This window comes from Rhodoferax sp. RT4P68, assembly GCF_056521305.1.
In genome coordinates this window covers 310,623-334,568 of record NZ_JBWMBB010000007.1, presented here as the reverse complement: position 1 = coordinate 334,568, position 23,946 = coordinate 310,623, and the positions used below count along the sequence as shown (strand labels likewise).

21 protein-coding genes and 1 pseudogene are annotated in these 23,946 nt (G+C 67.0%); 9 read left to right on the top strand and 13 right to left on the bottom strand.

What is annotated here, in order from left to right:
• Positions 1-126 precede the first annotated feature (126 nt).
• Genes AC099J_RS17465 through benA form a run of 3 tightly spaced genes read right to left on the bottom strand, consistent with a single transcriptional unit; the run spans position 127 to position 2,797 of the window.
• On the bottom strand, positions 127-912 hold the full coding sequence (locus AC099J_RS17465) for a 1,6-dihydroxycyclohexa-2,4-diene-1-carboxylate dehydrogenase (protein ID WP_479616578.1): 786 nt from the start codon (positions 910-912) through the stop codon (positions 127-129).
• Between the two features lie 21 nt (positions 913-933).
• Positions 934-1,422, bottom strand: coding sequence for a benzoate 1,2-dioxygenase small subunit (gene benB, locus AC099J_RS17460; RefSeq protein WP_479616546.1), 489 nt, complete (start codon positions 1,420-1,422; stop codon positions 934-936).
• A 1-nt stretch (position 1,423) separates the two neighbouring features.
• Positions 1,424-2,797: a benzoate 1,2-dioxygenase large subunit gene (gene benA / locus AC099J_RS17455; protein WP_479616545.1), complete on the bottom strand. Its 1,374-nt coding sequence runs from the start codon at positions 2,795-2,797 to the stop codon at positions 1,424-1,426.
• A 515-nt stretch (positions 2,798-3,312) separates the two neighbouring features.
• Between benA and AC099J_RS17450 the strand changes: the two genes are divergently transcribed.
• The 3 genes from AC099J_RS17450 to AC099J_RS17440 all read left to right on the top strand — a co-directional run bounded on the left by AC099J_RS17450 (position 3,313) and on the right by AC099J_RS17440 (position 7,722).
• Positions 3,313-5,166: a sigma 54-interacting transcriptional regulator gene (locus AC099J_RS17450; RefSeq protein WP_479616544.1), complete on the top strand. Its 1,854-nt coding sequence runs from the start codon at positions 3,313-3,315 to the stop codon at positions 5,164-5,166.
• Entirely contained in the window at positions 5,163-6,425 is a 1,263-nt protein-coding gene (locus AC099J_RS17445; RefSeq protein WP_479616543.1) for a benzoate/H(+) symporter BenE family transporter, read from the top strand. Before AC099J_RS17450 ends, AC099J_RS17445 begins: the two co-directional genes overlap by 4 nt.
• 280 nt (positions 6,426-6,705) lie before the next feature.
• Positions 6,706-7,722 (top strand): AraC family transcriptional regulator, encoded by a 1,017-nt coding sequence (locus AC099J_RS17440; RefSeq protein ID WP_479616542.1) that lies wholly within the window; start codon positions 6,706-6,708, stop codon positions 7,720-7,722.
• Between the two features lie 69 nt (positions 7,723-7,791).
• Here AC099J_RS17440 and AC099J_RS17435 read toward each other — a convergent pair whose 3' ends face one another.
• The 7 genes from AC099J_RS17435 to AC099J_RS17405 form a co-directional block, all read right to left on the bottom strand.
• Positions 7,792-8,577, bottom strand: coding sequence for a 1,6-dihydroxycyclohexa-2,4-diene-1-carboxylate dehydrogenase (locus AC099J_RS17435; protein ID WP_479616541.1), 786 nt, complete (start codon positions 8,575-8,577; stop codon positions 7,792-7,794).
• Positions 8,578-8,610: 33 nt separating this feature from the next.
• The gene (locus AC099J_RS17430) at positions 8,611-10,002 is read right to left on the bottom strand and encodes an MFS transporter (RefSeq protein ID WP_479616540.1); all 1,392 of its coding nucleotides are present in this window, start codon (positions 10,000-10,002) and stop codon (positions 8,611-8,613) included.
• A gap of 59 nt (positions 10,003-10,061) precedes the next feature.
• Positions 10,062-10,553 carry an anthranilate 1,2-dioxygenase small subunit gene (gene antB, locus AC099J_RS17425; RefSeq protein WP_479616539.1) on the bottom strand — a complete coding sequence of 164 codons (492 nt, stop codon included), beginning with the start codon at positions 10,551-10,553 and terminating at the stop codon, positions 10,062-10,064.
• Entirely contained in the window at positions 10,550-11,947 is a 1,398-nt protein-coding gene (antA, locus tag AC099J_RS17420) for an anthranilate 1,2-dioxygenase large subunit (protein ID WP_479616538.1), read from the bottom strand. Before antA ends, antB begins: the two co-directional genes overlap by 4 nt.
• A gap of 47 nt (positions 11,948-11,994) precedes the next feature.
• Positions 11,995-12,450, bottom strand: a complete 456-nt coding sequence (locus tag AC099J_RS17415) for a bacteriohemerythrin (protein WP_479616537.1) — start codon at positions 12,448-12,450, stop codon at positions 11,995-11,997.
• Positions 12,451-12,462: 12 nt separating this feature from the next.
• The gene (gene benC / locus AC099J_RS17410) at positions 12,463-13,482 is read right to left on the bottom strand and encodes a benzoate 1,2-dioxygenase electron transfer component BenC (RefSeq protein ID WP_479616536.1); all 1,020 of its coding nucleotides are present in this window, start codon (positions 13,480-13,482) and stop codon (positions 12,463-12,465) included.
• Positions 13,483-13,682: 200 nt separating this feature from the next.
• A complete protein-coding gene (locus AC099J_RS17405) occupies positions 13,683-14,627 on the bottom strand; it encodes a LysR family transcriptional regulator (RefSeq protein ID WP_479616535.1) in 945 nt (314 codons plus the stop codon).
• A 103-nt stretch (positions 14,628-14,730) separates the two neighbouring features.
• On the opposite strand from AC099J_RS17405, the gene ilvD reads away from it, so the two are divergent.
• Positions 14,731-16,422 (top strand): dihydroxy-acid dehydratase, encoded by a 1,692-nt coding sequence (gene ilvD, locus AC099J_RS17400; RefSeq protein ID WP_479616534.1) that lies wholly within the window; start codon positions 14,731-14,733, stop codon positions 16,420-16,422.
• A 12-nt stretch (positions 16,423-16,434) separates the two neighbouring features.
• Here ilvD and AC099J_RS17395 read toward each other — a convergent pair whose 3' ends face one another.
• A complete protein-coding gene (locus AC099J_RS17395) occupies positions 16,435-16,677 on the bottom strand; it encodes a TIGR04438 family Trp-rich protein (RefSeq protein WP_479616533.1) in 243 nt (80 codons plus the stop codon).
• Positions 16,678-16,772: 95 nt separating this feature from the next.
• Between AC099J_RS17395 and AC099J_RS17390 the strand changes: the two genes are divergently transcribed.
• From AC099J_RS17390 to AC099J_RS17380, 3 genes are all read left to right on the top strand, one after another.
• The gene (locus AC099J_RS17390) at positions 16,773-17,075 is read left to right on the top strand and encodes a c-type cytochrome (RefSeq protein WP_479616532.1); all 303 of its coding nucleotides are present in this window, start codon (positions 16,773-16,775) and stop codon (positions 17,073-17,075) included.
• A gap of 89 nt (positions 17,076-17,164) precedes the next feature.
• Positions 17,165-17,878 carry a helix-turn-helix transcriptional regulator gene (locus AC099J_RS17385; protein WP_479616531.1) on the top strand — a complete coding sequence of 238 codons (714 nt, stop codon included), beginning with the start codon at positions 17,165-17,167 and terminating at the stop codon, positions 17,876-17,878.
• A 59-nt stretch (positions 17,879-17,937) separates the two neighbouring features.
• Positions 17,938-18,552, top strand: a complete 615-nt coding sequence (locus AC099J_RS17380) for a glutathione S-transferase family protein (protein WP_479616530.1) — start codon at positions 17,938-17,940, stop codon at positions 18,550-18,552.
• Positions 18,553-18,576: 24 nt separating this feature from the next.
• Here AC099J_RS17380 and acs read toward each other — a convergent pair whose 3' ends face one another.
• The gene (gene acs / locus AC099J_RS17375; protein ID WP_479616529.1) at positions 18,577-20,577 is read right to left on the bottom strand and encodes an acetate--CoA ligase; all 2,001 of its coding nucleotides are present in this window, start codon (positions 20,575-20,577) and stop codon (positions 18,577-18,579) included.
• Positions 20,578-20,722: 145 nt separating this feature from the next.
• Here acs and AC099J_RS17370 point away from each other — a divergent pair, with 145 nt between their 5' ends.
• Positions 20,723-21,328 carry a TIGR00645 family protein gene (locus tag AC099J_RS17370; protein WP_479616528.1) on the top strand — a complete coding sequence of 202 codons (606 nt, stop codon included), beginning with the start codon at positions 20,723-20,725 and terminating at the stop codon, positions 21,326-21,328.
• A 24-nt stretch (positions 21,329-21,352) separates the two neighbouring features.
• Here the strand turns inward: AC099J_RS17370 and AC099J_RS17365 are convergent, their stop codons facing one another.
• Entirely contained in the window at positions 21,353-22,927 is a 1,575-nt protein-coding gene (locus AC099J_RS17365; RefSeq protein ID WP_479616527.1) for a winged helix-turn-helix domain-containing protein, read from the bottom strand.
• A 133-nt stretch (positions 22,928-23,060) separates the two neighbouring features.
• On the opposite strand from AC099J_RS17365, the pseudogene AC099J_RS17360 reads away from it, so the two are divergent.
• Positions 23,061-23,945: pseudogene (locus AC099J_RS17360) on the top strand (sterol desaturase family protein).
• Position 23,946 lies beyond the last annotated feature (1 nt).

Here is a 23,946-nt window from a genome sequence, read left to right as displayed (position 1 = left end):
CCCCCCGTGCCGTTCCCTTCCCGCTGCGCCGGGCGCTGCCGCCAGCTCCGCCAGCTCCGCCAGCGAGGAGACGCTCAGCTCGGCGCGCAGCTGTCGTCTCCTCGGGCACGCGCATCTGTGAGCGCTTCAGCCCAGGTCGCCGCCGCCGACCGGCAGCACCGTACCGGTGATGTAGGAGGACTCGTCGGACGCGAAGAACAGGATCGGCGCGACCTGCTCGGCGATCGTCCCGTAGCGGTGCATCAGGCTGGAGGCTTTGGTCTGCCCGACGATGCCGCTGTACCAGGCCGCTTCGCGCGCCGTGGGCTTGGCGGTGTTGCGTGGGATGCGACGCACCGGCGCCTCGGTCCCGCCGGGTGCGGTGGCGTTGATGCGGATGCCGTTGTCCGCCTGCTCCATCGCCATCGAAGCCGTCAGCGCGTTGACACCACCCTTGGCCGCCGCGTAGGGCACGCGGTAGATGCTGCGCGTGGCAATGGAGGAGACGTTGACGATCACGCCCTTCCTGCGCTTGACCATGCCGGGCAGCACGGCGCGGCAACACCACAGCGTGGGGAACAGCGAGCGCCGGATCTCCTGTTCGATCTCGGCCTCGCCATAGTGCTGGTAGGGCTTGGTCCAGATCGTTCCGCCCACGTTGTTGACGAGAACGTCCACGCGCTTGAACTGCGTAAGCGCCGCGTCCACGGCGCCCTGGGCACCGGCAAAGGTCTCCAGGTCGGCTTCATGCCCGCAGGCGGTTCCACCGGCGGCGGTGATCGCCTGTGCGACTTCGTGCACCAGCGGTGAACGGTCGACGGCGAACACACAGCCGCCCTCGGCGGCGACGGCCTCGGCAACGCCACGGCCGATGCCTTGGGCGGCGCCCGTGACGATCACGATCTTGCCGACGAAGCGGGGCTCGTGGCGCATCGATGCGGTCATGCTGCGCCCTCAGACGTGGTAGACGTCAAGCATGTGGTGGATGTAGTCGTTCTTCAGAACGATGTACTTCTTCTTGATCAGCGGCTTGTCGCCGCTGGTGTCGATCTCGCAGCGGCAGGTGCCGAAGTACACGTCCACGATGTCGTAGCGAAAGCTGTGCGTCGTCCAGTTGAAGCAGACCACGACGCGCGCATCGTCCTGCTCCAGGATCTCGACGTTGGAGATCGCGCGGTTGTAGCGCGTGTCCGGCGTCGAGGCGCTGGAGCGGTCGGTCTCGATGCGGAACACACGGTCCTCCAGCCCCTGCCGGTTCGGGTAGTAGATCAGCGAGACCTCGTTGTGCGGGTCGCTCGTGAGCTCGTCGTCGTCGTCCCAGGATGGCATGTAGTAGTCCACATCCTGCGCATAGAACGCGAGCCAATCCGACCAGCGCTGCTCGGCCTGCGCACGCGCCTCGGCGTACAGGAAGGCGACAAGGGCTTCGTAGGAAGTCTTCATGTCACCGGCCCCCATTGGCCTGCTCGGCCATGTAGCTCTTCTTCATCGTCTGCAGCCAATACGCGTGCTGGCCGATGTACAAGCCCTCGTCCTCGGTCTTGCTGCAGCTGAGCTCGGGCTTCAGGCCGATCAGTTCGGCGGTCTCGTCCGCCCCCCGGACCCAATGCACGGCGCCGCGCGACAGATCGTTCCATCGCACGGCCCGTGCCTCGAAGCCGCGCTGGCAGGAGCGGAACTCCTCCAGATCGTCCGGCGTCGCCATGCCGGTGGCGTTGAAGAAGTCTTCGTACTGCCGCAGCCGGCGTTCACGGGCTTCGGCCGGCTCGCCCTTCGGTGCGATGCAGTAGATCGTGGCCTCGCTCTTGTTCACCGAGATCGGCCGCACAACGCGGATCTGCGAGCTGAACTGGTCCATCAGATACACGTTCGGGTACAGGCACAGGTTGCGCGACTTGCGCAGCATCCAGTCGGCCCGCGCCTCGCCGAACTTCTCCACCCACTCGGCGCGCCGGGCATACAGCGGCCGGTCTTCGGGGTTGGACCAGTTGGTCCACAGCAGCATGTGGCCGTACTTGAACGAGTAGGAGCCCCCGCCCTGCTTGGCCCAGGCGCCGGCGTTCATGGCCTTGACGTTGTCGACCTTGCCGTCGCGGCCGCGCCGCGAGGTGGTGGCGGCGTAGTTCCAGTGCACGGCCGAGACGTGGTAGCCGTCGGCGCCGTTTTCGGCCTGCAGCTTCCAGTTGCCGTCGAAGGTGTAGGTCGATGCACCGCGCAGCACCTCGATGCCGTCCGGCGCCTGGTCCACGATCATGTCGATGATCTTGGCCGCTTCGCCCAGGTGCTCTTCCAGCGGCACCACGTCGGCGTTGACGCTGCCGAACAGAAAGCCCCGGTAGTTGCCGAAAGCGCCGAGCTTGACCAGGTCATGGCTGCCTTCGCAGTTGAAGTTCGACGGGTAGCCTGCGTCGGGCGTCTGGTCCTTCACCTTGAGCAGCTTGCCCGTGTTGCTGAATGTCCAGCCGTGGAAGGGGCAGGTGAAGCTGGACTTGTTGCCCTTCTTGAAGCGGCACAGGACGGCGCCCCGGTGGGTGCAGGTGTTGGCCAGCGCGTTGAGCTTGCCGTCCTTGCTGCGCGTGATCACCACGGGCTGGCGGCCGATGTGGACAGTCAGGTAGTCGTTGACGTTGGGGATCTGGCTCTCGTGCGCCAGGTAGACCCAGTTGCCTTCGAAGATGTACTTCATCTCCAGTTCGAACAGCTGCTCATCGGTGAAGGCGGCGCGGTCGAGCCGGTAGAGATGCCGGGACGGGTCGTCCTGCAGCATGGCGTCGAGGCGGCTGAGGTGGGTCGCGTTGTCTTGGTGGATCTGGATCACACGTGTCTCCTGGCGGTCGGTTCTTGGATTGGTGCGAGGGCGCTCGCGTCCGGCGCCGGCCACGCGGGGTGGGGCGTGGTCTGCATAAGGCCTCGTCAACCATCGCGCATGGCTCGCTCAAATGCTTGTGGTTGGATGCGCGACAGAGCCTCGAGTGCAAACCGTGTGCCAGTCGACGGGGGCGCGGCGGACGCGCGGAGCGCTGCGATGGAGAGCGGCGGCGCGCTCGGTGCAAACCCTGAGGCTGCCGTGCCTGCACGGCCCGTGGCGAATGCAGCAATTGATGCAAAGTACCTGGCCGAGCGCGACGCCACGATGCATCAATTGATCACGCCCTGGCGCTGCCCGCTGCACGCGTCCAGCCGGACTTCCGCCCGTCGCCGGGAAGCATGCATCGCGCGACGCACCCACGCGGGGTGGCACGCGCCGTGCTCACAACGACGACATTCCACGCGACAAGATGTGGGCAGCAGCCGCCCGGGCTGGTCCACGAACAAGATGACGGAGACACTCAGATGAAATCCACCAACGGCAAGCGTCCCCCGGGGCGAGCCGCCCGTGGCGCGACCATGCCGATGCTGCGCAGCGCGAACGCCGAGATCGACGGCGTGCGCTTTCCAGATCTCACCGACCTGATGGCCAAGCTGCGCTTTTCCACGAGCGACGGCAGGATCTGGCTGGACGATCAACGCATGCTGCTGGTCCATGCCAGGGCGCTGGGCACGATGCGGCACGAAATGATCGAGACGCTGGGGCTGGACGTCGCTCGCCGTCTGTTCACGCGCATGGGCTACCAGGCCGGCATCTGCGATGCGCAGATGGCGCGGCGCGTGCGCGCCAAGACCAATCCCAAGGACATGTTCGTGGTTGGTCCGCAAATGCATTGCCTGGAGGGCATCGGCCTGTCCGAGCCGGTGCGGCTGGAGTTCGACGTCGAGACCGGCCGGCACTATGGCGAGTTCCTATGGACGCACCAGGTCGAAGACGAAGAGCACGCGCGGCACTTTCCGATCGGCACCGAGCCCTCGTGCTGGATGCAGGTCGGCTACGCCTCGGGTTACTCGACCGAGTTCATGGGCCGGCAGATCCTCTACCGCGAGGTGGAGTGCCTGTCGATGGGCCAACCGGCGTGCCGCATCATCGGCAAGCCGGTGGCCGAATGGGGCGATGAGGCAGCGCACGATCTGCAGCATCTGATGCCGCCCGTGCTGACCAGCAAGCCGTTGGCCGTGGCCGCGGCCCCCTCTGCCATGCCTGCCGCACTGCAGGCCGAACCTGGCCACGATCCGGCGCGGCCGGTTGGCATCTCGCCCGGGTTCAACACCGTGATGCACATGGTGCACAAGGTGGCACCCACTAACGCGACCGTGCTGTTTCTTGGCGAAAGCGGCGTCGGCAAGGAGGTGTTCGCACGCATGCTGCACCGCGGCAGCGCACGCCGCGAGCGCCCGTTCGTCGCCGTCAACTGCGCGGCCATTCCGGAGCAGTTGATCGAGTCCGAGCTGTTCGGGGTCGAGCGCGGCGCCTTCACCGGCGCCAGCGCCAGCCGCGCGGGGCGCTTCGAACGCGCCGACGGCGGCACGCTGTTTCTCGACGAGATCGGCACCTTGTCGTACGGCGCGCAGGGCATGCTGCTGCGCGCGTTGCAGGAGGGCGAGATCGAGCGGCTGGGCGACACGCAGACGCGCCGCGTCGATGTGCGGGTGATCGCGGCCACGAACGTGGATCTGCGTGAAGAGGTGCGCCTGGGCCGGTTCCGCGAAGACCTGTATTTCCGGCTCAACGTGTTCCCGATCCGCATCGTGCCGCTGCGCGAGCGGCGCGAGGACATTCCGCTCTTGATGACGCACTTCCTCGCCAAATTCAACCGCCTGCATGGGCGCCGCCTGTCGGGCTTCACCCAGCGCGCTGTCGACGCGGTGATGTCGTATGCCTGGCCGGGCAACATCCGCGAGCTGGAGAACGTGGTCGAGCGCGGCGTGATCCTGGCCAGCGAGAACACGGCCATCGACGCGTCGCAACTGTTCACCAGCGGCGAGCGCTTCGATGCCCGCCACTACCACGTGGGGCGCCATGGCGATCTGGTCTGCGACAACCCGGCCGACCTGATGGACGAGCCGGCCCAGAACAGCCAGATCGAGCGCGTCTCGCGGCACCTGACGCATCTGCTGCTCGGCGCCGAGACCGATGCGCCCGCCGACGGCCAGATCTCGCTGGACGACATCGAAACCATGCTGCTCCGGCGGGCCATCGAGCGCGCCCATGGCAACGTGGCAGCGGCCGCGCGCGTGCTGGGCATCACGCGGCCCCAGATGGTCTACCGGCTCAAGAGCCGGGGCATCGTGCAGCCCGGCGAGGTGGTGCGATGAACCCTGCAGCCCCGGCCATCCTCGAACGACCGGAGCAGGCGCCGCCGACCTGGCGCGAATTGCGCGCAGACATCGGGCTGCGCTATGTGGCCAATGGCTTCATCGGCTGGATGTTTGCCGCCACCGCGCCGGTGGCCGTCATCCTCTCGGTGGCGACACAGGGCGGCCTGAGCGAAGCACAGCTGGCGTCGTGGATCTTCGGCGTGTTCTTCATCAACGGCTTGCTGACGCTGTTGTTCTGCTGGCTCTACCGCCAGCCACTCGCCTTCTTCTGGACCATTCCGGGCACGGTGCTGGTGGGGCCGGCGCTCACGCACCTGCGTTTCGAGGAGGTGGTCGGTGCCTATCTGGCCACCGGCGTGCTCGTGCTGTTGCTGGGCGCCACGGGCTGGGTGCGCCGCGTCATGCAGGCCATCCCGATGCCCATCGTGATGGCCATGGTGGCCGGGGTCTTCCTGCGCTTCGGGCTCGACCTGGTGCGCGCGCTGCATGCGGATTTCTGGATCGCAGGGCCAATGGTGATGGCGTGGCTCGTCCTTGGCGTGGCGCCGCGCATCGGCCGGCGACTGCCGCCGCTGATCGGCGCGCTGCTCGTGGGCGCGCTTGCCTCCGTGCTGCTGGGCCGCATCGATGCGGCGGACCTCGGCGCGTTCGAACTGGCGCGGCCTCTCGTGCAGACGCCGGCGTGGTCGTTCGCCGCGATGGTGGAGCTCGTCATCCCGCTGGCCATCACGGTGGTCGTGATCCAGAACGGCCAGGGCGTGGCCGTGCTGCGGGCCAGCGGCCACAGCCCGCCGGTCAATGCCATCACGGTGGCCTGCGGCATCGGCGCGCTGGCCAGTGCGCTGGTGGGCGCCGTCAGCACCTGCCTGACGGGGCCGACCAACGCCATCCTCACCGCGTCGGGCGAGCGCAGCCGCCAGTACACGGCCGGGCTCTGCACCGGGCTGTTCGCCATCGGCTTCGGGCTGCTGGCGCCCGGTTTCACGCGGCTCATGCTGGTCACACCGAAGGCGTTCATCATGGCGCTGGCAGGCCTGGCCATGCTGCAGGTGCTGCGCACGGGCTTCGTCGCAGCCTTCAGCGCGCGTTTCACGCTTGGCGCGCTGGTGGCGCTGCTGGTGACGGTGGCAGACCTGGCACTGCTGAACATCGGCTCGGCCTTCTGGGGACTGGTGGCCGGCATTGCGGTGTCGTGGCTGCTCGAACGGCCGGACTTCGCGGCCGCGCAGGCCGAGGCGCGGGGCGGGTCACGCTGATGGCTGCGCGCAGGTCAGCCTGGTCGTCACGTGACGGTTCGCGCCGCTGGTGGGCGTGAACAAATGTCCGATTCCGGCAAAACGGATCCTCGCATTCAGCCGACTCTTGCAACGATCGCTCGACAATTACGCCGAACTGCTTGCATTGACGCGCTTCACCCGGGTAATTGCCGAGTCAAGGCGCCCGCAGCCCCGGGAAAATTGACAGGAAGCAAGACCGAGAGCTTGCCGCCTTGCCGCGCGATCGCCACCGCGGCCTCACGATGAAAGAGAAACGACCATGCTGTTGCGACGAGGCTCGGAAGCCCTGCTGCCCATCTACCAAAACCGGCTGTTCCACTCGGATGAACGTGCCATGTCGCACTGGCAGGTGGCACAGGAGCTGGCCGACCACACGCTGGAATGGAAGCGCGGCGCTGCGGACGTGGCCATGTACAAGGGCCAGTTGCGCCGTCTGCACGCGTATGTGTTGCGCTATGGCGCAGAAGTGGAGATCACGCCCCGGCCATTCAACGACTTCGTGCTGGTCCACATGTCGCTGCGCGGCGCGGCCGAGATCGAGTCGGACGGCCACCGGATCGAAGTCGCAGAAGGCCGCGCCGCCGTGATCGCCCCCACCAAAAACATCCGCCTGCGCTGGCATGCGGGCACCGAACAACTGATCCTGAAAGTGCCGCACGCACTGGCCCACGAGGTGCGCGCGCGGCAAGGCTGCGAGGACTTGGGCTTTTCGCCGGGTGGCCTCATCCCCTCCAAGTTGGGGCCCCAGTGGGACATGCTGATGCAGTCGGTGCTGGGTGTGATGCGCCTGCCGCCGGATGCGGGCATCAGCCAAGTCTGGCTCGACGACCTGGAACGCAACATCGCCCTGTTCGCCATGGCGCACCAGTCGGGCACCCGGCACGACGCCACCTCCAGCCTGCTGGCGCCGACCGGCTTTTCCATCGATGGCGAAGGCGGCACGAGTAGCGAAGCGCGGCGCGTGGACGCGGCCCTGCAATTCATGAAGCAGCGCATGTCGGCGCCGCTGTCGCTGGATGACATCGCCACGGCGGTCGGCGTCAGCGTGCGCACGCTCAATTCCCTGTGCAACCGCCACCTGGGCGCCACGCCCATGGAGGTGCTGCGCAATCTGCGGCTGGACAGCGTGCGCGGCAAGCTGCGGCTGAACCCCCACGCCAGCATCACCGAGACCGCACTGGAAGCCGGCTTCGGCAACCTGGGGCGCTTTGCCTCGTACTACCTGGAGCGCTTTGGCGAACTGCCGCGTCAAACGGCCGGGCACCGCGACGACTGAGGCAGCTGAGGCAAGCGAGGGAACTGGGGCGACGAAGGGGAACGCGCGCCTGTTGCAGCGGGCGGGCCCTCAACCCTGGTCGCCACCGCCCACGGGCAGGACGGAGCCCGTGATGTAGGCCGCCGCGTCGCTGGCCAGAAACAAGATGGGCGCGACCTGTTCGGCGACCGTGCCATAGCGGTGCATCAGGCTGGAAGACAAGGTCTGGTCGACCACGTCCTGGTACCAGTCCAAGTCCATCTCGCCGGCAGCGTCGGGGTTGCGTTCAACCCGGCGCGCTGGCGCCTCGGTGCCACCGGGTGCGGTGGCGTTGACACGGATGCCGTGGCGCGCATGCTCCATCGCCAGTGAGGCGGTCAGGGCGTTCACGCCGCCCTTGGCTGCGGAGTAAGGCACACGGTGCACGCCGCGCGTGGCGATGGAGGAAACGTTGACGATGGCGCCGCTGCCCTGCGACACCATGCTGGGCAGCACGGCACGGCAGCCCCAGAGCGTGGGAAACAGCGAACGCCGGATCTCCGCTTCGATCTGCGGCTCGCTGTACTGCACGAAGGGCCGGGCCCAGATCGTGCCGCCCACGTTGTTGACCAGCACATCGACCCGGCCGTGCAGCGACAGCGCCTGCACCACCATGGCCTGTGCGCCGGCCCAGGTTTCCAGATCGGCCTCGAAAGCCACGAGCGAGCCTGGCTGCGCGGCGAACGCCTGCGGCAGTTCCTGCACGAGGGGGCTGCGGTCTACCGCCAGCACGCTGGCCCCTTCGCTCGCCAGGGCCAGCGCGACACCGCGCCCGATGCCCTGTGCGGCACCGGTCACGATGGCCACCTTGCCACTGAAGCGTTGGGCGGGAAGCATGGCGATGCAATGCGAGCGCGTGCGGCCCCGCTGCTACTTGTGGGCCAGGCCCGCGGCGCGGCCCACGGGCACCTGGCTGGCCGCCGCATGCAACGTGGCCTGGTGCTGCACCGCATCGGAACGGCTGTGGTTCACGAACAGGATCGTGATGGCCGCGATGGCCGCGGGGATCGAGATGGCCATGAAGTTCTGCTCCAGCGGCAGGTTCATGCCCACGATGGTGCCGATCGCGATCGGCGCCAGGATGGCCCCGGCCCGGCCCACGCCCAGCATCATGCCCACGCCGGTCGAACGGCAGGCCATGGGGTAGAACTGGCTGCAGTAGGCGCAGGTGACGATCTGGGTGCCGATGGTGGACGCACCGGCCAGGCCCACGAGCACGAACAGCAGCTCGGTCGGCACCTTGTAGCCCAGGAGCGTGATGGACACGGCCGCCAGCGCGTACATGACGGCCAGCACGTACTTGATGTGGAAGCGGTCGGCCAGCCAGCCGCCGCCGATGGCGCCGAACATGGCGCCGAAGTTCAGCACCAGCACGAAGGTCAGAGCCGAGCCCAGGCTGTAACCGGCCGACGCCATGAGCTTGGTCAGCCAGGAGCTGAGCGCGTAGACCATGAACAGGCACATGAAGCAGGTGACCCAGAACATGGCCGTGGAGAAGCCTCGCCCGTCTGCGAACAGCGCGCCGAACGAGGACTCGTTGCTGCTCTTGGCCTTGCCCGGCGCCGCGACGATGAACTGGTCACCGGCCTGCGGCACGTAGCTGGGCGACATGCGCTGCACGATGCTTTTCAGTTCGTCGATGCGGCCCTTCTTGAGCAGGAACGGCATGGACTCGGGCATCTGCTTCCACACCAGCGGCAGCAGCAGCACGGGGGCCGCTGCGGCGATGAACACGCCCTGCCAGCCGTAGTTGGCGATCAGCCCTTTGCCCAGCACGGCGGCCAGCATGCCGCCTACCGAGTAGCCCGAGAACATCAGCGTGACCAGCGTGGCACGCATCTTGAGCGGCGAGTATTCGGTCATCTGCGCGATCACGTTCGGCATGACGCCGCCGATGCCCACACCCGCCAGGAACCGCATGGCGCTGAAGCTGATGGGCTCCGTGGTCAGCCCGGCGGCGGCCGTGAACACGCTGAAGAGCAGGATGCAGATCACGATCACCAGGCGCCGGCCGATGCGGTCGGCCACCGCACCGAAGATGATGTTGCCGAACATCATGCCGAACAGCGCCGAACTGACCATGAAGCCAGCCTGCGTGGCGTCCACACCCATCTCCTTCATGATGGAGGGCAGCGCGATGCCGGCCACGGCAAGGTCGTAGCCGTCGAAGATGATGACCATCGCGCACCAGAAGAGCACGAGGCCATGGAAGCCGTTGAACTTGGCCTCGTCGGCCAGCTTGTGGACGTCGATCTGGCGCATGGTGTTGTCTCCGTTATTGATTGTGGGGAACCACGGGCCGGCTGGCCCGTCATGTCAGGTCACACGTGGTAGAAGTCCAGCACCGAATCGATGGTGTCGTTCATGAGCACCACATGCTTCTTCAGAATCACCCAGCTGCTGCCCATGGGCTTGAGCTGGTAGGTCGCGTCACCGAAGAACATGCTGGCCTGGGCGAAGCGGTAGACATGCGTGGTCCACTTGCAGGTGACTTCCAGTTGCGAATCGGACACCTGCTGGATCAGTACGTTGTTGATGGAGTGCTGCGTGCGCGGCATCGGCGTCGAGGCCGCGGACTTGCCGGTCCCCAATCGAAACACGCGGTCTTCCAGGCCTGCGCGGTTGGCGTAGTACATCAGCGACATGCCGCGCTTGGGGTCGGTGGTGTAGGAATGTTCCGAATCCCACTGCGGAATGTGGAACTCGGAGTTCTCGTCGAACAGTTCGAGGTAATCCACCCACTGGCGCCGGTCGCACAGATCGGCCTTGCGGTAGAGAAAGCGCTCGACGCTCAGTTGCAGATCGCCGCTCATGACTTGGCTCCTTCGGTTTGCTTGATCTTCTGGTCCAGGCCGCGCAGCAGCGACTCGCGCCACGCGGAATGCTGGTTCACGTACAGGCCCTCGTGGGTCAATTCGCCGCCGGTCAGCACCGGCTGGATGCCCAGCACCTCGGCGTTGGGCGTGTTGCCGGTGATCCACTTGTCACAGCCGCGCGAGATGTCGTTCCAGCGCTCCATGCGGCCCTGGAATCCACGCTGTGCTTCGCGGAACTCGGTCAGGTCGTCCGGCGTGCCCATGCCCGAGACATTGAAGAAATCCTCGAACTGGCGGATGCGGTTTTCGCGGTCTTTGTCGGACTCGCCCTTGACGCCGATGCACTGGCTCAGGATCTCGGTCTTGTTGTGCGCCACGGGCCGGATGATGCGCAGCTGCGAGCTGATCTGGTCCATGAAGAACAGGCTGGGGTAGACGTTCAGGTTGCGCAGCCGCTGCATCATCCACTCGGCCTTCTTCTCGCCGTATTCCTTAACCAGGCGCGGCATGATGGTGGCGTAGCCGGGCCGCACTTCGGGGTTGGGCATTTCGCTGTACAGCACGCTGTGGCCGTTCTTGAACGAGAACCAGCCGTCGTCGGTGGTGGAGTCGCCGGCGCCGAGCTTGCGGTAGTCCAGCGTGTTGGGCATCTCGCCGCCCTTCTTGGCGTTGATCTCCATGCGGTGCGTGACGGTGGCCACGTAGTTGTAGTGCACGGTGCTGACGTGGTAGCCGTCCAGCCCGTTCTCGTTCTGCAGCTTCCAGTTGCCGGCAAAGGTGTAGTGGCCCTTGCCCGGCAGCACTTCCAGTTCACCCGTGGGCGACTGCGCGACCATGAGGTCCAGGAACACCTTGGCGTCGCCCAGGTAGTCTTCCAGCGAGAGCGTGCCCTCGGTGTCCAGGTTCACGAACACGAAGCCCTTGTAGCTGGCCACGCGCGCCTTCTTCAGGTTGCGGTTGGACAGGTCGAAGCCTTCCGGGTATTCGGACGGGGCCTTGACCTTGAGCAGCTTGCCGTCCGAGCGGAAGGTCCACGCATGGAACGAGCACACGAAGGTGGACTGGTGGCCGCGGCTGACCCGCGTGAGCGTGGCGCCGCGGTGCGCGCAGGCGTTGACCAGCGCGTTGATCTCGCCGTTGCCCCCACGCGTGATGATCAGCGGCTGGCGGCCGGCCTTCATGGTCACGTAGTCGTGCGGCTGGCTGATCTCGCTCTCGTGGCAGGCGTAGATCCAGTTCTTCTCGAAGATGAGTTCCATCTCCAGGTCGAACAGGTCGGGCTCGGTGAACATCTGGCGCGAGACGCGGTAGGCGCGGTCTTCGGGCCGAAAGTCCAGGCTGTCCTTGACGAAGTCGCGCCAGTCCTGCGCGCTTCTTGCGATGGTGGTCATGGTGTTGTCTCCCTAGCGTTGGGTGGTGGGTTGGGTGGTGGTGCGTGTCATGCGGAGGCGGCCAGCGGGCGCAGGTCGCGCCGCAGCACCACAGGGGCGCCGCCGAGCGTCTTGCGCGCGACCCAGATGGCCAATGCCGCGTCCATGTTGTCGGAGTGGCCGGGAAACCAGTCGGCCAGTGCCTGCGCCAGTTCACGGCCGATGTCGATGTCGCCGGCGGCCACCAGGGCCTGCACTTCGCTGACCGATGCACGCACCTTGGCGTGTTCCTCGGCATGGCAGGCGCCGGCCGGGAAGCGGTGCTCCTCGATCAGCCGCTCTTCCAGTGCGAAATGCGTGGTCACGTGGTCGGCAAAGGCTTGCAGCGCGGCGGCGAAGCGCAGGTCGTCGGCGCCCAGCATGGCGTTGACGCAGGCGGTGAATTCCTGGTGCTCGCGGTCCATGGCCGGGTGGCCCACCAGGAAGCGGTCGTTCCAGTCCAGCGTTGGGGCAGTCGTCAGCACACGCGACTCCGTTCAGCTGATGCTGGCGTTGAACTTCTCGAAGTGGAACGAGGCCGACTTCACGTTGACGTCGCGCAGGTATTGCGAGACGGCCTCGACCATGGGCGGTGGGCCGCACAGGTAGATGTCGACATTGCCTTCGTTCAGATGCGCCGGCGCGATGTGGTGCGTGACGTAGCCCTTCTTGGGCTGCTCGCTGTTGGCGTCGACCACGCAGACGGCGTAGGTGAAGTGCGGCAGGCGCTTGGTGAAAGCTTCGAGCTTCTCCTGCTCGACGATGTCGCGGTCGGTGTTGACGCCGTAGATCAGATGGATGGGATGGGCCGGGGCACCACCGCGCGCCAGCTTGTCCAGCATCGCAAGGAACGGCGCCAGGCCCGTGCCGCCGGCCAGCATCAGGATGGGGCGTTCGACGCTGCGCAGGTAGAAGCTGCCGAACGGCCCGGTCATGGTCAGCGTGGCGCCAACCTGCGCGCGCTCCTTCAGGAAGCCGCTCATGAGGCCGCCGGGCACGTTGCGGATCAGGAAGCGCGCGCGTCCGTCATCGCTGCCCATGGTGCTGAAGGAATAGGAGCGGTGGTGGCCGCCCTCGCCCGGCACGTCCAGGTTGGCGTACTGGCCGGGCAGGAAGCTCAGCGACTTCAGCGCGTCGCCCTGCAGCTCCAGCGCGAAGGTGCTGTCGGACAGGCGGCGCACTTCGGTGATCTGCGTTGTGAACGCCGCCTGCTTGGTGTTGCAGGCGGCCGAGCTGGAGCTGACCAGCACCACGCAATCGGACTTGGGCCGCATCTGGCAGGCCAGTGCGTAGCCGCGGTCGGCCTCGTCCTGGCTCAGTGCGTCCTCGATGTAATCGCCCAGCGAATACTCACCCGATTCCACGCGGCATTTGCAGGTGGAGCAGGCGCCTTCACGGCAGTCCATCGGGATGTTGATGCCTTGGCGGTAGGCCGCGTCGACGACGGATTCGCTGCCGCTGCAGTCGACAAAGCGCGTGGCGCCGTCTTCGAAGTTGAGCGCGATGTTGTAGCCCATGGAATCGGTCTCCTGTTCCAGCGCGGACCGGGCGGCCCGTGCGTGTTCTCGTTGGTGTGCGAGAAGTGTGGAGGCGCGACTTGCGCGCAGCTATCCGAAATCTGCGTCCGCGCGGCGCGCGAATGGCCAGTTCTGGCAACACGGCCCGGCGCACGACCTGGGGCGCGTGGAGGCGCCCCACGGCCCGCAAGCGCACAGGCTTACGTGCTCACGCGCGCCCGCACGAAGGCCACGAACCGCCCCAGCGCGGGCGCCATCGGCACGGCGGGCACCTCGGGCCACACCAGACTGGTCTCGCAGCCGGGCAAGGCGGGCGCGCGCCGAGCGACAGGCGTGAACTGAGACGCCTCGCGGTACACCACCCCCGCCCGCCGGAATTGCCGGACACTGGCCGGCACCCAGGCCAGGCCGATGCCGCCGGCCACCAGGTTGACGATGGTCTGCATCTGGATCGCCTCCTGCGCCACGCGCGGTGCTGCACCGTGTGCGCGGTACAGGTCCACCACGGCATCGTGCAGCGAGGGCAGGATGCGGCGCGGGAAGAGCACCAGAGGCTCGGCCAGCACGTCGGCCAGCTTGAGCGCGCCACTGCGTGCCAGCGCATGGCGCGCCGGCAGTGCCAGCACCAGCGGCTCGGTGCCCACGGACAGCCTGGCCAGCCCGGCCGGCGCCTGGCCGGGTGAATGCAGCATCAGCCCGGCATCGATGCTGCCGCGCGCGAACGCGTCGAGCTGCACGTCACCGGTGGCCTCCACCAGCTCCAGCGCCACGCCCGGGTTCTGCGCGTGAAAGTCGCGCACCCAGGCCGGCAACTGCGCAAAGCCAACCGTGGAGACGAAGGCCAGCCGCACCCGACCCAGCTCTCCGGCAGCAGCGGCGCGGGCGCGGGCCGGCAGCGCCGCGGCGCGGGCCAGCAGGTCGCGCACTTCAGGCAACAGCGCCTCACCGGCCGGCGTCAGCGCCACATGGCGGCGCGTGCGTTCGAACAGCGCAACGCCCAGGCTGCGCTCCAGCTGGGCGATGGCCTGGGTCAACGGCGGCTGCGTCATGTGCAGGCGCTGGGCGGCGCGGCCGAAGTGCAGCTCTTCGGCCAGCATGGCGAACTGGCGCCACACGCGCAGGTCCGGAACGGCGGATTCTTTCATCCGCGCAGCATATCAATCACAAGCCCAAAAGCGATTGGAACCAATCAGCCAATGGCGGCATACTCGGCTCCCCGCCCGATCTACCCCCAACGAGAGAGACCAGATGGAAACCAAGACCATCCAGATCAACCGCCGCTCGGCCAACATCACCGAAGGCAAGTCGCGCGCGCCCAACCGCTCGATGTACTACGCCATGGGCTACGAGGAGGGCGACTTCAAGAAGCCCATGGTCGGCGTGGCCAACGGCCACAGCACCATCACGCCGTGCAACAGCGGCCTGCAAAAGCTGGCCGATGCAGCGATTGCCGGCATCGAAGAAGCCGGCGGCAACGCCCAGGTGTTCGGCACGCCCACCATCTCGGACGGCATGGCCATGGGCACCGAGGGCATGAAGTATTCGCTGGTCAGCCGCGAAGTCATCAGCGACTGCATCGAGACCTGCGTCGGCGGCCAGTGGATGGACGGCGTGCTGGTGGTCGGTGGCTGCGACAAGAACATGCCCGGCGGCATGATGGGCATGCTGCGCGCCAACGTGCCGGCGATCTACGTCTACGGCGGCACGATTCTGCCGGGCCGCTACAAGGGCCAGGACCTGAACATCGTCAGCGTGTTCGAGGCCGTGGGCCAGAACGCAGCCGGCAACATGAGCGACGAAGACCTGCGCGAGATCGAGATGCGCGCCATCCCCGGCACGGGTTCATGCGGCGGCATGTACACGGCCAACACCATGTCCAGCTCGTTCGAAGCGCTGGGCATGAGCCTGCCCTACTCGTCCACCATGGCGAACCCGCACGACGAGACGCAGAACTCGGCCAAGGAATCGGCCAAGGTGCTGATCGAGGCGATCAAGAAGGACCTGAAGCCACGCGACATCGTGACCAAGAAGTCGATCGAGAACGCGGTCGCCGTGATCATGGCCACCGGTGGCTCGACCAACGCCGTGCTGCATTTCCTGGCCATCGCCCACACGGCCGGTGTGGACTGGACCATCGACGACTTCGAGCGCATGCGCAAGAAGGTGCCGGTGATCTGTGACTTGAAGCCCAGCGGCAAGTACCTGGCGGTGGACCTGCACAAGGCCGGCGGCATTCCGCAGGTCATGAAGGTGTTGTTCGATGCAGGCCTGCTGCACGGCGACTGCATCACCATCACCGGCAAGACGATTGCCGAGACACTGGCCGACGTGCCTGCGCTGCGTGCCGACCAGGACGTGATCCGCCCGATCGACAAGCCCATGTATGCCGAGGGCCACCTGGCCATCCTGAAGGGCAACCTCTCGCCCGAAGGTGCGGTCGCCAAGATCACGGGCCTGAAGAACCCCGTCATCACCGGCCCGGCGCGCGTGTTCGACGACGAGCAGTCGGCGCTGGCCGCCATCCTGGCCGGCAAGATCGTCGCCGGCGATGTCATGGTGCTGCGCTACCTGGGCCCCAAGGGCGGCCCCGGCATGCCCGAGATGCTGGCGCCCACGGGTGCGCTGATCGGTGCGGGCCTGGGCGAGTCGGTCGGGCTCATCACCGATGGCCGATTCTCCGGCGGCACCTGGGGCATGGTGGTGGGCCACGTGGCACCCGAGGCGGCGGCCGGCGGCACCATCGCATTCGTGCAGGAGGGTGACTCCATCACGATCGACGCGCACCAGCTGGTGCTGGAGCTGAACGTGCCCGACGCTGAAATCGCCAAGCGCCGCGAGGGTTGGAAGGCCCCTGCCCCACGCTACACGCGCGGCGTGCAGGCCAAGTTCGCGTTCAACGCGAGCACCGCCAGCAAGGGCGCGGTGCTGGACGACTATTGAACGCGGGGGTGGTCAGCGCGGCTTCTTGGGATTCAGCCCCAACCGGTCGCGCTGACGGTCGACGCGCCGTGCCTTGCGTGCATCGTCGCGCGCCATGGCCCTGCGCTTGGTGTAGCCGCTCTGGTCGGCCCATGTCCACCACAGCACGGCCAGGCCGAAAGGCGCGCCGATCACCCACCAGCTCCAGCCGGCCACGGGGCCGATCTCCAGAACCTTGAGAAGCAGCAGAACGATGCCGACGCCGAGCAGGTACATGGTGTTGACCGTTGAGGTTTTGAGGGGACAGCGGGTTTGTCAACCCGGTCCCTAAAATGGCGTTGCCACTGTACCCCCAACCCACGAGGAACCACATGAAACACGTGCTGACGACCCTGGCCATCGCCTGCTGTGCCGCCGCGCCGGCCTGGGCCGATCAGGCGCTCGCCACTTCCAAGAACTGCATGACCTGCCATGCCGTCGACAAGAAATTGGTGGGGCCTTCCTACAAGGACATCGCCGGCAAGTACAAGGCCGACAAGACCGCGGCCGACAAGCTGGCCGTCAAGATTCAAAAGGGTGGCTCGGGTGTCTGGGGGCCGGTGCCGATGCCGGCCAATCCGCAGGTCAACGAGGCCGATGCCAAGAAACTGGCAGCCTGGGTGATGACGCTGTAGGCCTCACGCCCGCCCCCACCGAAAAGCCCGCTTGCAGCGGGCTTTTTTGCGGGTGCCAGGCCTGCACAGACGCTCCTTACACTGCGGCCATGTCGAGAGCCGCCCGCCTGCTGCACCTGCTGGAACATCTGCGCGCACAACGCCGGCCGCTTCCCGGCCAGCGGCTGGCAGCGCAGGCCGGCATCAGCCTGCGCACGCTCTACCGGGACATCGCCAGCTTGCGCGAACAGGGGGCGCGGATCGAAGGCGACCCGGGCGTAGGCTATGTCTTGCGGCCGGGCTTCACCTTGCCGCCGCTGATGTTCAGCGAGGAGGAACTGGAGGCCCTGGTGCTCGGTGCGCGCTGGGTCGCCAGCCAGTCTGCCGACCCAGCCCTGGCGCAAGCCGCCCGGGGCTTGATGAACCGCATCGGTGGCACGCTACCCGAGGCCTTGCGCCTGGCGGTGGAGACCAGCGGCCTGTTCGTTCCCCCAAGGTTGGACTCGCGTCCCGCTGCGCCCTGGCTGCCGGCGCTGCGCCAGGCCGTGCGGGCCGAACACGCCGTGTGGCTGGACTACCTCGACGAGGCCGGGCAGACCACCAGGCGGCGTGTCTGGCCATTCGCCCTGGCCTTCTTCGACCACGCGCGGCTGATGGCCGCCTGGTGCGAGCTGCGGCAGGACTTCCGGCATTTCCGCGCCGACCGCGTGCAGGACCTGACGGACACGGGCGAACGCTATCCCGAGCGCCGTCATGTGCTGATCCGCCGCTGGAGCGTCCGCATCGGCCATGCGCCGCACGCCGACACTGCTGACAGAAGCTGACACCCGCCCGCGCGACACTGGTGCCGCACTTTGCTCCATCACGACGAAAGGATCGCACCATGACCGCACCACTGACCTTCTATACCAACCCCATGTCGCGTGCCCGCGTGACGCGCTGGATGCTCGAGGAGACCGGCCTGCCCTACCAGACCGAGATCCTGCAATACGGCTCGAGCATGAAGGCGCCGGCCTACCGCGCCGTCAACCCCATGGGCAAGGTGCCGGCCATACGGCACGGCGACACCGTCGTGACCGAAAACGCGGCCATCTGCATGTACCTGGCCGACCTGGTGCCCGAGAAGAAGTTGGCACCGCCCGCGGGCAGCCCGGCGCGCGGCCCCTACTACCGCTGGATCAGCTTCATGGGGCCGCTGGAGCAACTGATGGTGACCAAGTCCGCCGGGGGCAAGCTGCCCGATCCGGCCATGGCCGGCTTTGGCACCGAGGAGGATCTGGTGCAGACGCTGGCAAGCGCCGTGCAGGACCGCGACCACCTGGCGGGTGACAGCTTCACGGCGGCCGATCTGCTCGTCTCGTCCTACATCGGCTGGTACCTGCAGTTCCAGCTGCTGCCAGCGCTTCCCGCGTTCACGCGCTTTGTCGAACTGCACCGCGACCGCCCGGCGGCGGCGCGTGCGTACGAACTGGATGGGCCGATCCCGCAACGCAGCTGATGGTGGGCTGACTGGCGGCCTGGATCAATACGCCTGACCCAGCTGATCCAGGATGGCCGGGTTCTCCAAGGTGCTGGTGTCCTGCGTGATCGCCTCGCCCTTGGCGATCGAGCGCAACAGGCGCCGCATGATCTTGCCGCTGCGTGTCTTGGGCAGGTTGTCTCCGAAGCGGATGTCTTTGGGCTTGGCGATGGGCCCGATCTCCTTGGCAACCCACTCGCGCAACACCTTCGCAATCGCCCGGGCCTCGTCGTCGGTGGGGCGCGAGCGCTTGAGCACGACGAAGGCGCAGACCGCTTCGCCCGTCACGTCGTCGGGCCGGCCGACGACGGCTGCCTCGGCCACCAGATCGGTCTTGGACACCAGGGCCGACTCGATCTCCATCGTGCCCAGCCGGTGGCCCGACACATTGAGCACGTCGTCGATGCGGCCGGTGATGCGGAAGTAGCCACGGTCGGTGCTGCGCACGGCGCCGTCGCCGGCCAGGTAGACGGTGCCGCCCATCTCTTCGGGGAAGTAGGATTTCTTGAAACGCTCGGGGTCGTTCCAGATCGTGCGGATCATCGACGGCCAGGGCTTCTTGATGACCAGCATGCCGCCGGCGCCGTTCGGCATGTCCTTGCCGGTCTCGTCGACGATGGCGGCGGCGATGCCCGGCAGCGGCAGCGTGCACGAGCCCGGCACCAGCGGCGTTGCGCCCGGCAGCGGCGTGATGACGTGGCCGCCGGTCTCGGTCTGCCAGAAGGTGTCGACGATGGGGCAGCGCTCGCCGCCCACATTCCGGTGGTACCACATCCACGCCTCGGGGTTGATCGGCTCCCCCACCGAACCGAGGATGCGCAGGCTGGTCAGATCCCAGTTCTTCGGATGCACCTTGGCATCGCTGTCGGCCGCCTTGATCAGCGAGCGGATGGCCGTGGGCGCGGTGTAGAAGATGCTGACCTTGTGCTGCTCGATCATCTGCCAGAAGCGCCCGGCATGCGGGAAGGTCGGCACGCCCTCGAACACGACCTGCGTGGCCCCCGCCGCCAAGGGCCCGTAGGCCACATAGCTGTGGCCGGTGATCCAGCCGATGTCGGCCGTGCACCAGAACACGTCGTCCGGCCGCAGGTCGAACGTCCAATCCATCGTCAGCTTGGCCCACAGCAGGTAGCCGCCGCTGGCGTGCTGCACGCCCTTGGGTTTGCCGGTGGAGCCGGAGGTGTAGAGGATGAACAGCGGGTGTTCGGCATCGACCGGCACCGGCGTGCATTGCGTGGACTGGCCGGCGAGCGCTTCGGTGAAGCTGAGGTCGCGCCCGGCCACCTGGTTCCAGGCCGTCGGCGTGCGCTCGTAGACCAGCACGGTCTTGAGCGGCCCACCGTCGTCCACGCTGCAGCCGCCCTGCGCGATCGCGTCGTCGACGATGGCTTTGAGCGGCAGTTCCTTGCCGCCCCGCAGCTGGTAGTTGGCGGTGATGACGGCCACGGCGCCGGCGTCGATGATGCGCTCCTGCAGCGCCTTGGCCGAAAAGCCGCCGAACACCACCGAGTGCGTGGCGCCGATGCGTGCGCAGGCCTGCATGGCGACCACGCCTTCGATCGTCATCGGCATGTAGATGACCACGCGGTCGCCCTTGCGGATGCCCTGCGCCTGCAATGCGTTGGCGAACTGCGAGACGCGTTCCAGCAGTTGCCGGTAGCTGACCTCGGTCACCGCGCCGTCGTCGGCCTCGAAGCGGATCGCCGTCTTGTGCTCGGCCGGCGTGCCCATGTGGCGGTCCAGGCAGTTGGCCGAGACGTTGAGCTGGCCGTCGTCGAACCAGCGGTAGAACGGCGCGTCGGAGGCATCCAACACGCGCGTGAAGGGCGTCGTCCAGACCAGGTTGTCACGCGCCAGCCGGGCCCAAAAGCCGTCGTGGTCACGCTCCGCCTCGTCGCACAGCGCCTGGTAGGCGGCCATGCTGTCGATGCGCGCGCCCTGGCGGGCGGCAGCAGGCGGCTCGAAGACTCGGGTTTCGACCAGCACGGATTCGATGGCGCTCATGGATCAGTCTCCTGGATGTGGGGGAAAACGGCTCGGCGCGACTGTCGACTCAGGGCTTGACAGCAGGCTGACATTCGGCCGGGCATTCATTTTGCGTGCACATCGCACTCCTACAATTGCGCGTTTTCCGCTCGTACCAACACCCATGCATGAACCACAACTGACCCCCGCGCGCCCCGCGATGCGCCTGCTGCCCAAGCTGATCTTTGCCAGTCGCTGGCTGCAGGTGCCGCTGTATCTGGGGTTGATCCTTGCGCAGTGCGTCTATGTGGTGCATTTTCTGGTCGAGTTGCTCCACCTGGTCGAAGCCGCGTTTGGCAGCCAGACCGCGCTGCAGGCGCTGGTCAGCAGCATCGGCTACCGAACCGACGCGCCGATCACCACGCTGAACGAGACCGTCATCATGCTGGTGGTGCTGGCGCTGATCGACGTGGTGATGATCTCCAACCTCTTGATCATGGTGATCGTGGGGGGCTACGAGACGTTCGTCAGCCGCATGAACCTGGAAGGCCACGAAGACCAGCCCGAGTGGCTGAGCCACGTGAACGCCTCGGTGCTGAAGGTCAAGCTGGCCATGTCGATCATCGGCATCAGCTCGATCCACCTGCTCAAGACGTTCATCAACGCCGACAACTACAGCGAGAAGGTGCTGTTCGCGCAGACCGGGATCCACATCGCGTTCCTGCTCTCGGCGATGGCGATTGCCTACACGGACAAGCTGATGTCCTCGGCCGGCGCGCGCGGCCACTGAGCGCACACCCGCGGTCGCCGAGCGTCAGCCGGGGATGCCCGCGCGTCTGAACAGCGCAGCGCTGGCCTGGCGAAGTTTCGCGTCCTGCAGCGGTGTCACCGCAAGAAAGCGTGCCACGGTGAACCGGGGCGCCAGCGCCAGCAGCTGCTGAGCCGCTTCCCGGGCCTCGGCTGTGCGACTGAGCGCGCCGAGCGCGACCACCTTGGTTCGGTGGGCCAGCGTGTTGCCCGGGCTCTCGCCGATCGCGCGCTCGGCCTCGGCCAGCGCATTCTCGTGGCGTCCGACCAGGAACTGCGCCTGCGCGATGCCCGCACTGTAGATGCCCGTGCCAAAGCCGATGGGGTGCAGGCGGCGGGCGCGTTCGAGATACGTGATCGCCGAAACCACCTCGCCCACGCAAAGCCGAACGATGCCGGCGGCGCCCAGCAGCATCGGCAGGTTGGGCGTCATGGCCAACGCCCGGTTCACGGCGGCACGGCCTTCGTTGTAGCGAAAGCCCACAACGTTGATCCCCAGCACACGGATACCCAGCAGGGCGACCGCCACGCCGGCCAGGCCCAGTGTGTACGGATCGTCCCGATGGTCGGCGAGTGCTTCGTCGGCCAGGCGCAAGCCCAGCCGCACATCCTGCACATCGCCCAGTCCGTCCGACAGACGCTGCATGTGCAAGTTGGCCAGCGTGGCCTTCACCAGCGTGTACCCGGGATCGCGCTCCAGCGCCTGCAACAGCAGCGCGCGGGCCTCGTCGCGCTCGGCCGGACTGGCGCCGGGATCCATCTTCGGTCCGGCGCGCATTTTCAGGTCATAGGCGTGAAGGTCTCGTGTCGGTTTGCGCCGCGCACGCTGCGATTCCGCATGGAACACGCGCAGTCCGACGGCCGCGACCACCTGCTCGCCAATGCGGTCCTGTAGGTCGAAGACGTCTTCCAGGGCACCTTCGAAACGCTCGGCCCAGAGGTGGCTGCCATGGCTCGCGTCCAGCAGCTGCACGTTGATGCGGACACGCCCGCCCGAGTTGCGCACGCCGCCCTCCAACACATAGCGCGCGCCCAGTTCGTTGCCCACCTGGCGGATGTCCACCGCGCGGCCCTTGAAGGCGAAGCTGGAGTTGCGGGCGATGACATCGACCACGCCGGTACAGGCCAACGCCGTGATGATGTCGTCGACCATGCCGTCGGCGAAATACTCCTGGACCGGGTCGTCGCTCATGCTGGTGAAGGGCAGCACGGCGATCCGCGGACGGACGACTTCGGCCGCTGGCGCGGCTGCCGCTGCAGGGGCCGGTGCCCGCAGGACGGGGCCTGCGGTGAGCTGGTAGCCGCGCCCGGGCACCGTTCCGATCGCCTTGGCCCCCAGCACCTTGCGCAGCGTGACGACCTGCACCTTCAGATTGTTCTCTTCCACCGCCAGCCCGGGCCAGGCGGCGTCGAGCAGTTCGGCCTTGGTCAATACCCGGTCTGCGCGCCGCGCCAGCGCCAGCAGCACGTCGAAGGCCCGAGCGCCCAGGTTCACCGGCGTACCGTCTACGCGCAACTGCCGTCGCGCGGCGTCCACCTCGAACCGCGCAAAACGCAGCACCTCGTCCCCTGACCCGCGCATGGCGCACCTCCATTTGTCCGGGCGCACTATAGGTGCACGCCGTCCTTAATAAGTTTTAACCCGGCTGAAGGACGCCGAGCCGCCTTCGAGCCGACAGTGCAGCCCTGCGGCTGACCGCCCCGGCTGCACGTCCATGAACACCTCTGAGAAGATTCTGCTCTTCGGCGTCGCGCCGGTAGTCGTGCTGCTGTCCTTGCTGGAGGCCGTGGTGCTGTCGCGCCGCCAGTCCTACGACTGGCGCGCGTACGGCGTCTCGCTGTTCGACTTTGCGGGACGCATCGCGGTGACGATCTTCCTGCCGCTGACCATCGCCGCACCGCTGATCGGCTGGGTCGAACAGCACCGCCTGACGACGATCAGGGTGGATTCCATCGGCACGGCGCTGCTGCTGTTCATCTCGCTGGAATTTTGCTATTACTGGCTGCACCGGGCCGCGCACCGCGTGCGCTGGTTCTGGTGCAACCACGCGGTGCACCACACGTCGAACCAGCTGAACCTGGGCGCATCGCTGCGCATCGGCATGTTCGGCAAGTTGACCGGCAACACGGTCTTCCTGCTGCCGATGGTTTGGATGGGGTTTGAGCTGCGGCTGGTGCTGGTGGCGCTCTCGTTCAACCTGCTCTACCAGTTCTGACTTCACGCCACCTGGATTCCCAGGCTGGGTTGGCTGGAAGCCGTGCTGAACACGCCGTCAGCCCACCGCGTGCACCACGCGGCCAATGTGGAGTACCTGGATGCCAACTATGGCGGTGTGCTGATCGTCTTCGACCGGATGTTCGGCAGCTACGTGGCCGAGCGGGACGACCTGCCGTGCCGCTACGGGCTGGTCCATCCGATGACGAGCCACAACCCATTCCATGTGCAGTTCGCGCAGTGGATAGCGCTGGCCCGCGACCTGTGGCGCGTGCGATGCTGGCGGGAACTGGTGGGCCTTCTGCTCATGCCACCGGGCTGGTCGCCCGACGGCCAGCACGACACCACCGAGGCGATGCGCCGGCGCACTGGCGCGACGCGCTGAG

Bases quoted from the DNA above. Each gene is read 5' to 3' on its own strand.
- AC099J_RS17465 (WP_479616578.1), bottom strand. From the start codon at position 912: ATGCGCCACGAGCCCCGCTTCGTCGGCAAGATCGTGATCGTCACGGGC.
- AC099J_RS17440 (WP_479616542.1), top strand. From the start codon at position 6,706: ATGCTGTTGCGACGAGGCTCGGAAGCCCTGCTGCCCATCTACCAAAAC.
- AC099J_RS17365 (WP_479616527.1), bottom strand. From the start codon at position 22,927: ATGCGCGGGTCAGGGGACGAGGTGCTGCGTTTTGCGCGGTTCGAGGTG.
- AC099J_RS17405 (WP_479616535.1), bottom strand. From the start codon at position 14,627: ATGAAAGAATCCGCCGTTCCGGACCTGCGCGTGTGGCGCCAGTTCGCC.
- benC (WP_479616536.1), bottom strand. From the start codon at position 13,482: ATGGGCTACAACATCGCGCTCAACTTCGAAGACGGCGCCACGCGCTTT.
- AC099J_RS17450 (WP_479616544.1), top strand. From the start codon at position 3,313: ATGAAATCCACCAACGGCAAGCGTCCCCCGGGGCGAGCCGCCCGTGGC.
- AC099J_RS17380 (WP_479616530.1), top strand. From the start codon at position 17,938: ATGACCGCACCACTGACCTTCTATACCAACCCCATGTCGCGTGCCCGC.
- ilvD (WP_479616534.1), top strand. From the start codon at position 14,731: ATGGAAACCAAGACCATCCAGATCAACCGCCGCTCGGCCAACATCACC.
- benB (WP_479616546.1), bottom strand. From the start codon at position 1,422: ATGAAGACTTCCTACGAAGCCCTTGTCGCCTTCCTGTACGCCGAGGCG.
- AC099J_RS17390 (WP_479616532.1), top strand. From the start codon at position 16,773: ATGAAACACGTGCTGACGACCCTGGCCATCGCCTGCTGTGCCGCCGCG.
- AC099J_RS17445 (WP_479616543.1), top strand. From the start codon at position 5,163: ATGAACCCTGCAGCCCCGGCCATCCTCGAACGACCGGAGCAGGCGCCG.
- AC099J_RS17395 (WP_479616533.1), bottom strand. From the start codon at position 16,677: ATGTACCTGCTCGGCGTCGGCATCGTTCTGCTGCTTCTCAAGGTTCTG.
- AC099J_RS17370 (WP_479616528.1), top strand. From the start codon at position 20,723: ATGCATGAACCACAACTGACCCCCGCGCGCCCCGCGATGCGCCTGCTG.
- antB (WP_479616539.1), bottom strand. From the start codon at position 10,553: ATGAGCGGCGATCTGCAACTGAGCGTCGAGCGCTTTCTCTACCGCAAG.
- AC099J_RS17435 (WP_479616541.1), bottom strand. From the start codon at position 8,577: ATGCTTCCCGCCCAACGCTTCAGTGGCAAGGTGGCCATCGTGACCGGT.
- antA (WP_479616538.1), bottom strand. From the start codon at position 11,947: ATGACCACCATCGCAAGAAGCGCGCAGGACTGGCGCGACTTCGTCAAG.
- AC099J_RS17430 (WP_479616540.1), bottom strand. From the start codon at position 10,002: ATGCGCCAGATCGACGTCCACAAGCTGGCCGACGAGGCCAAGTTCAAC.
- AC099J_RS17385 (WP_479616531.1), top strand. From the start codon at position 17,165: ATGTCGAGAGCCGCCCGCCTGCTGCACCTGCTGGAACATCTGCGCGCA.
- acs (WP_479616529.1), bottom strand. From the start codon at position 20,577: ATGAGCGCCATCGAATCCGTGCTGGTCGAAACCCGAGTCTTCGAGCCG.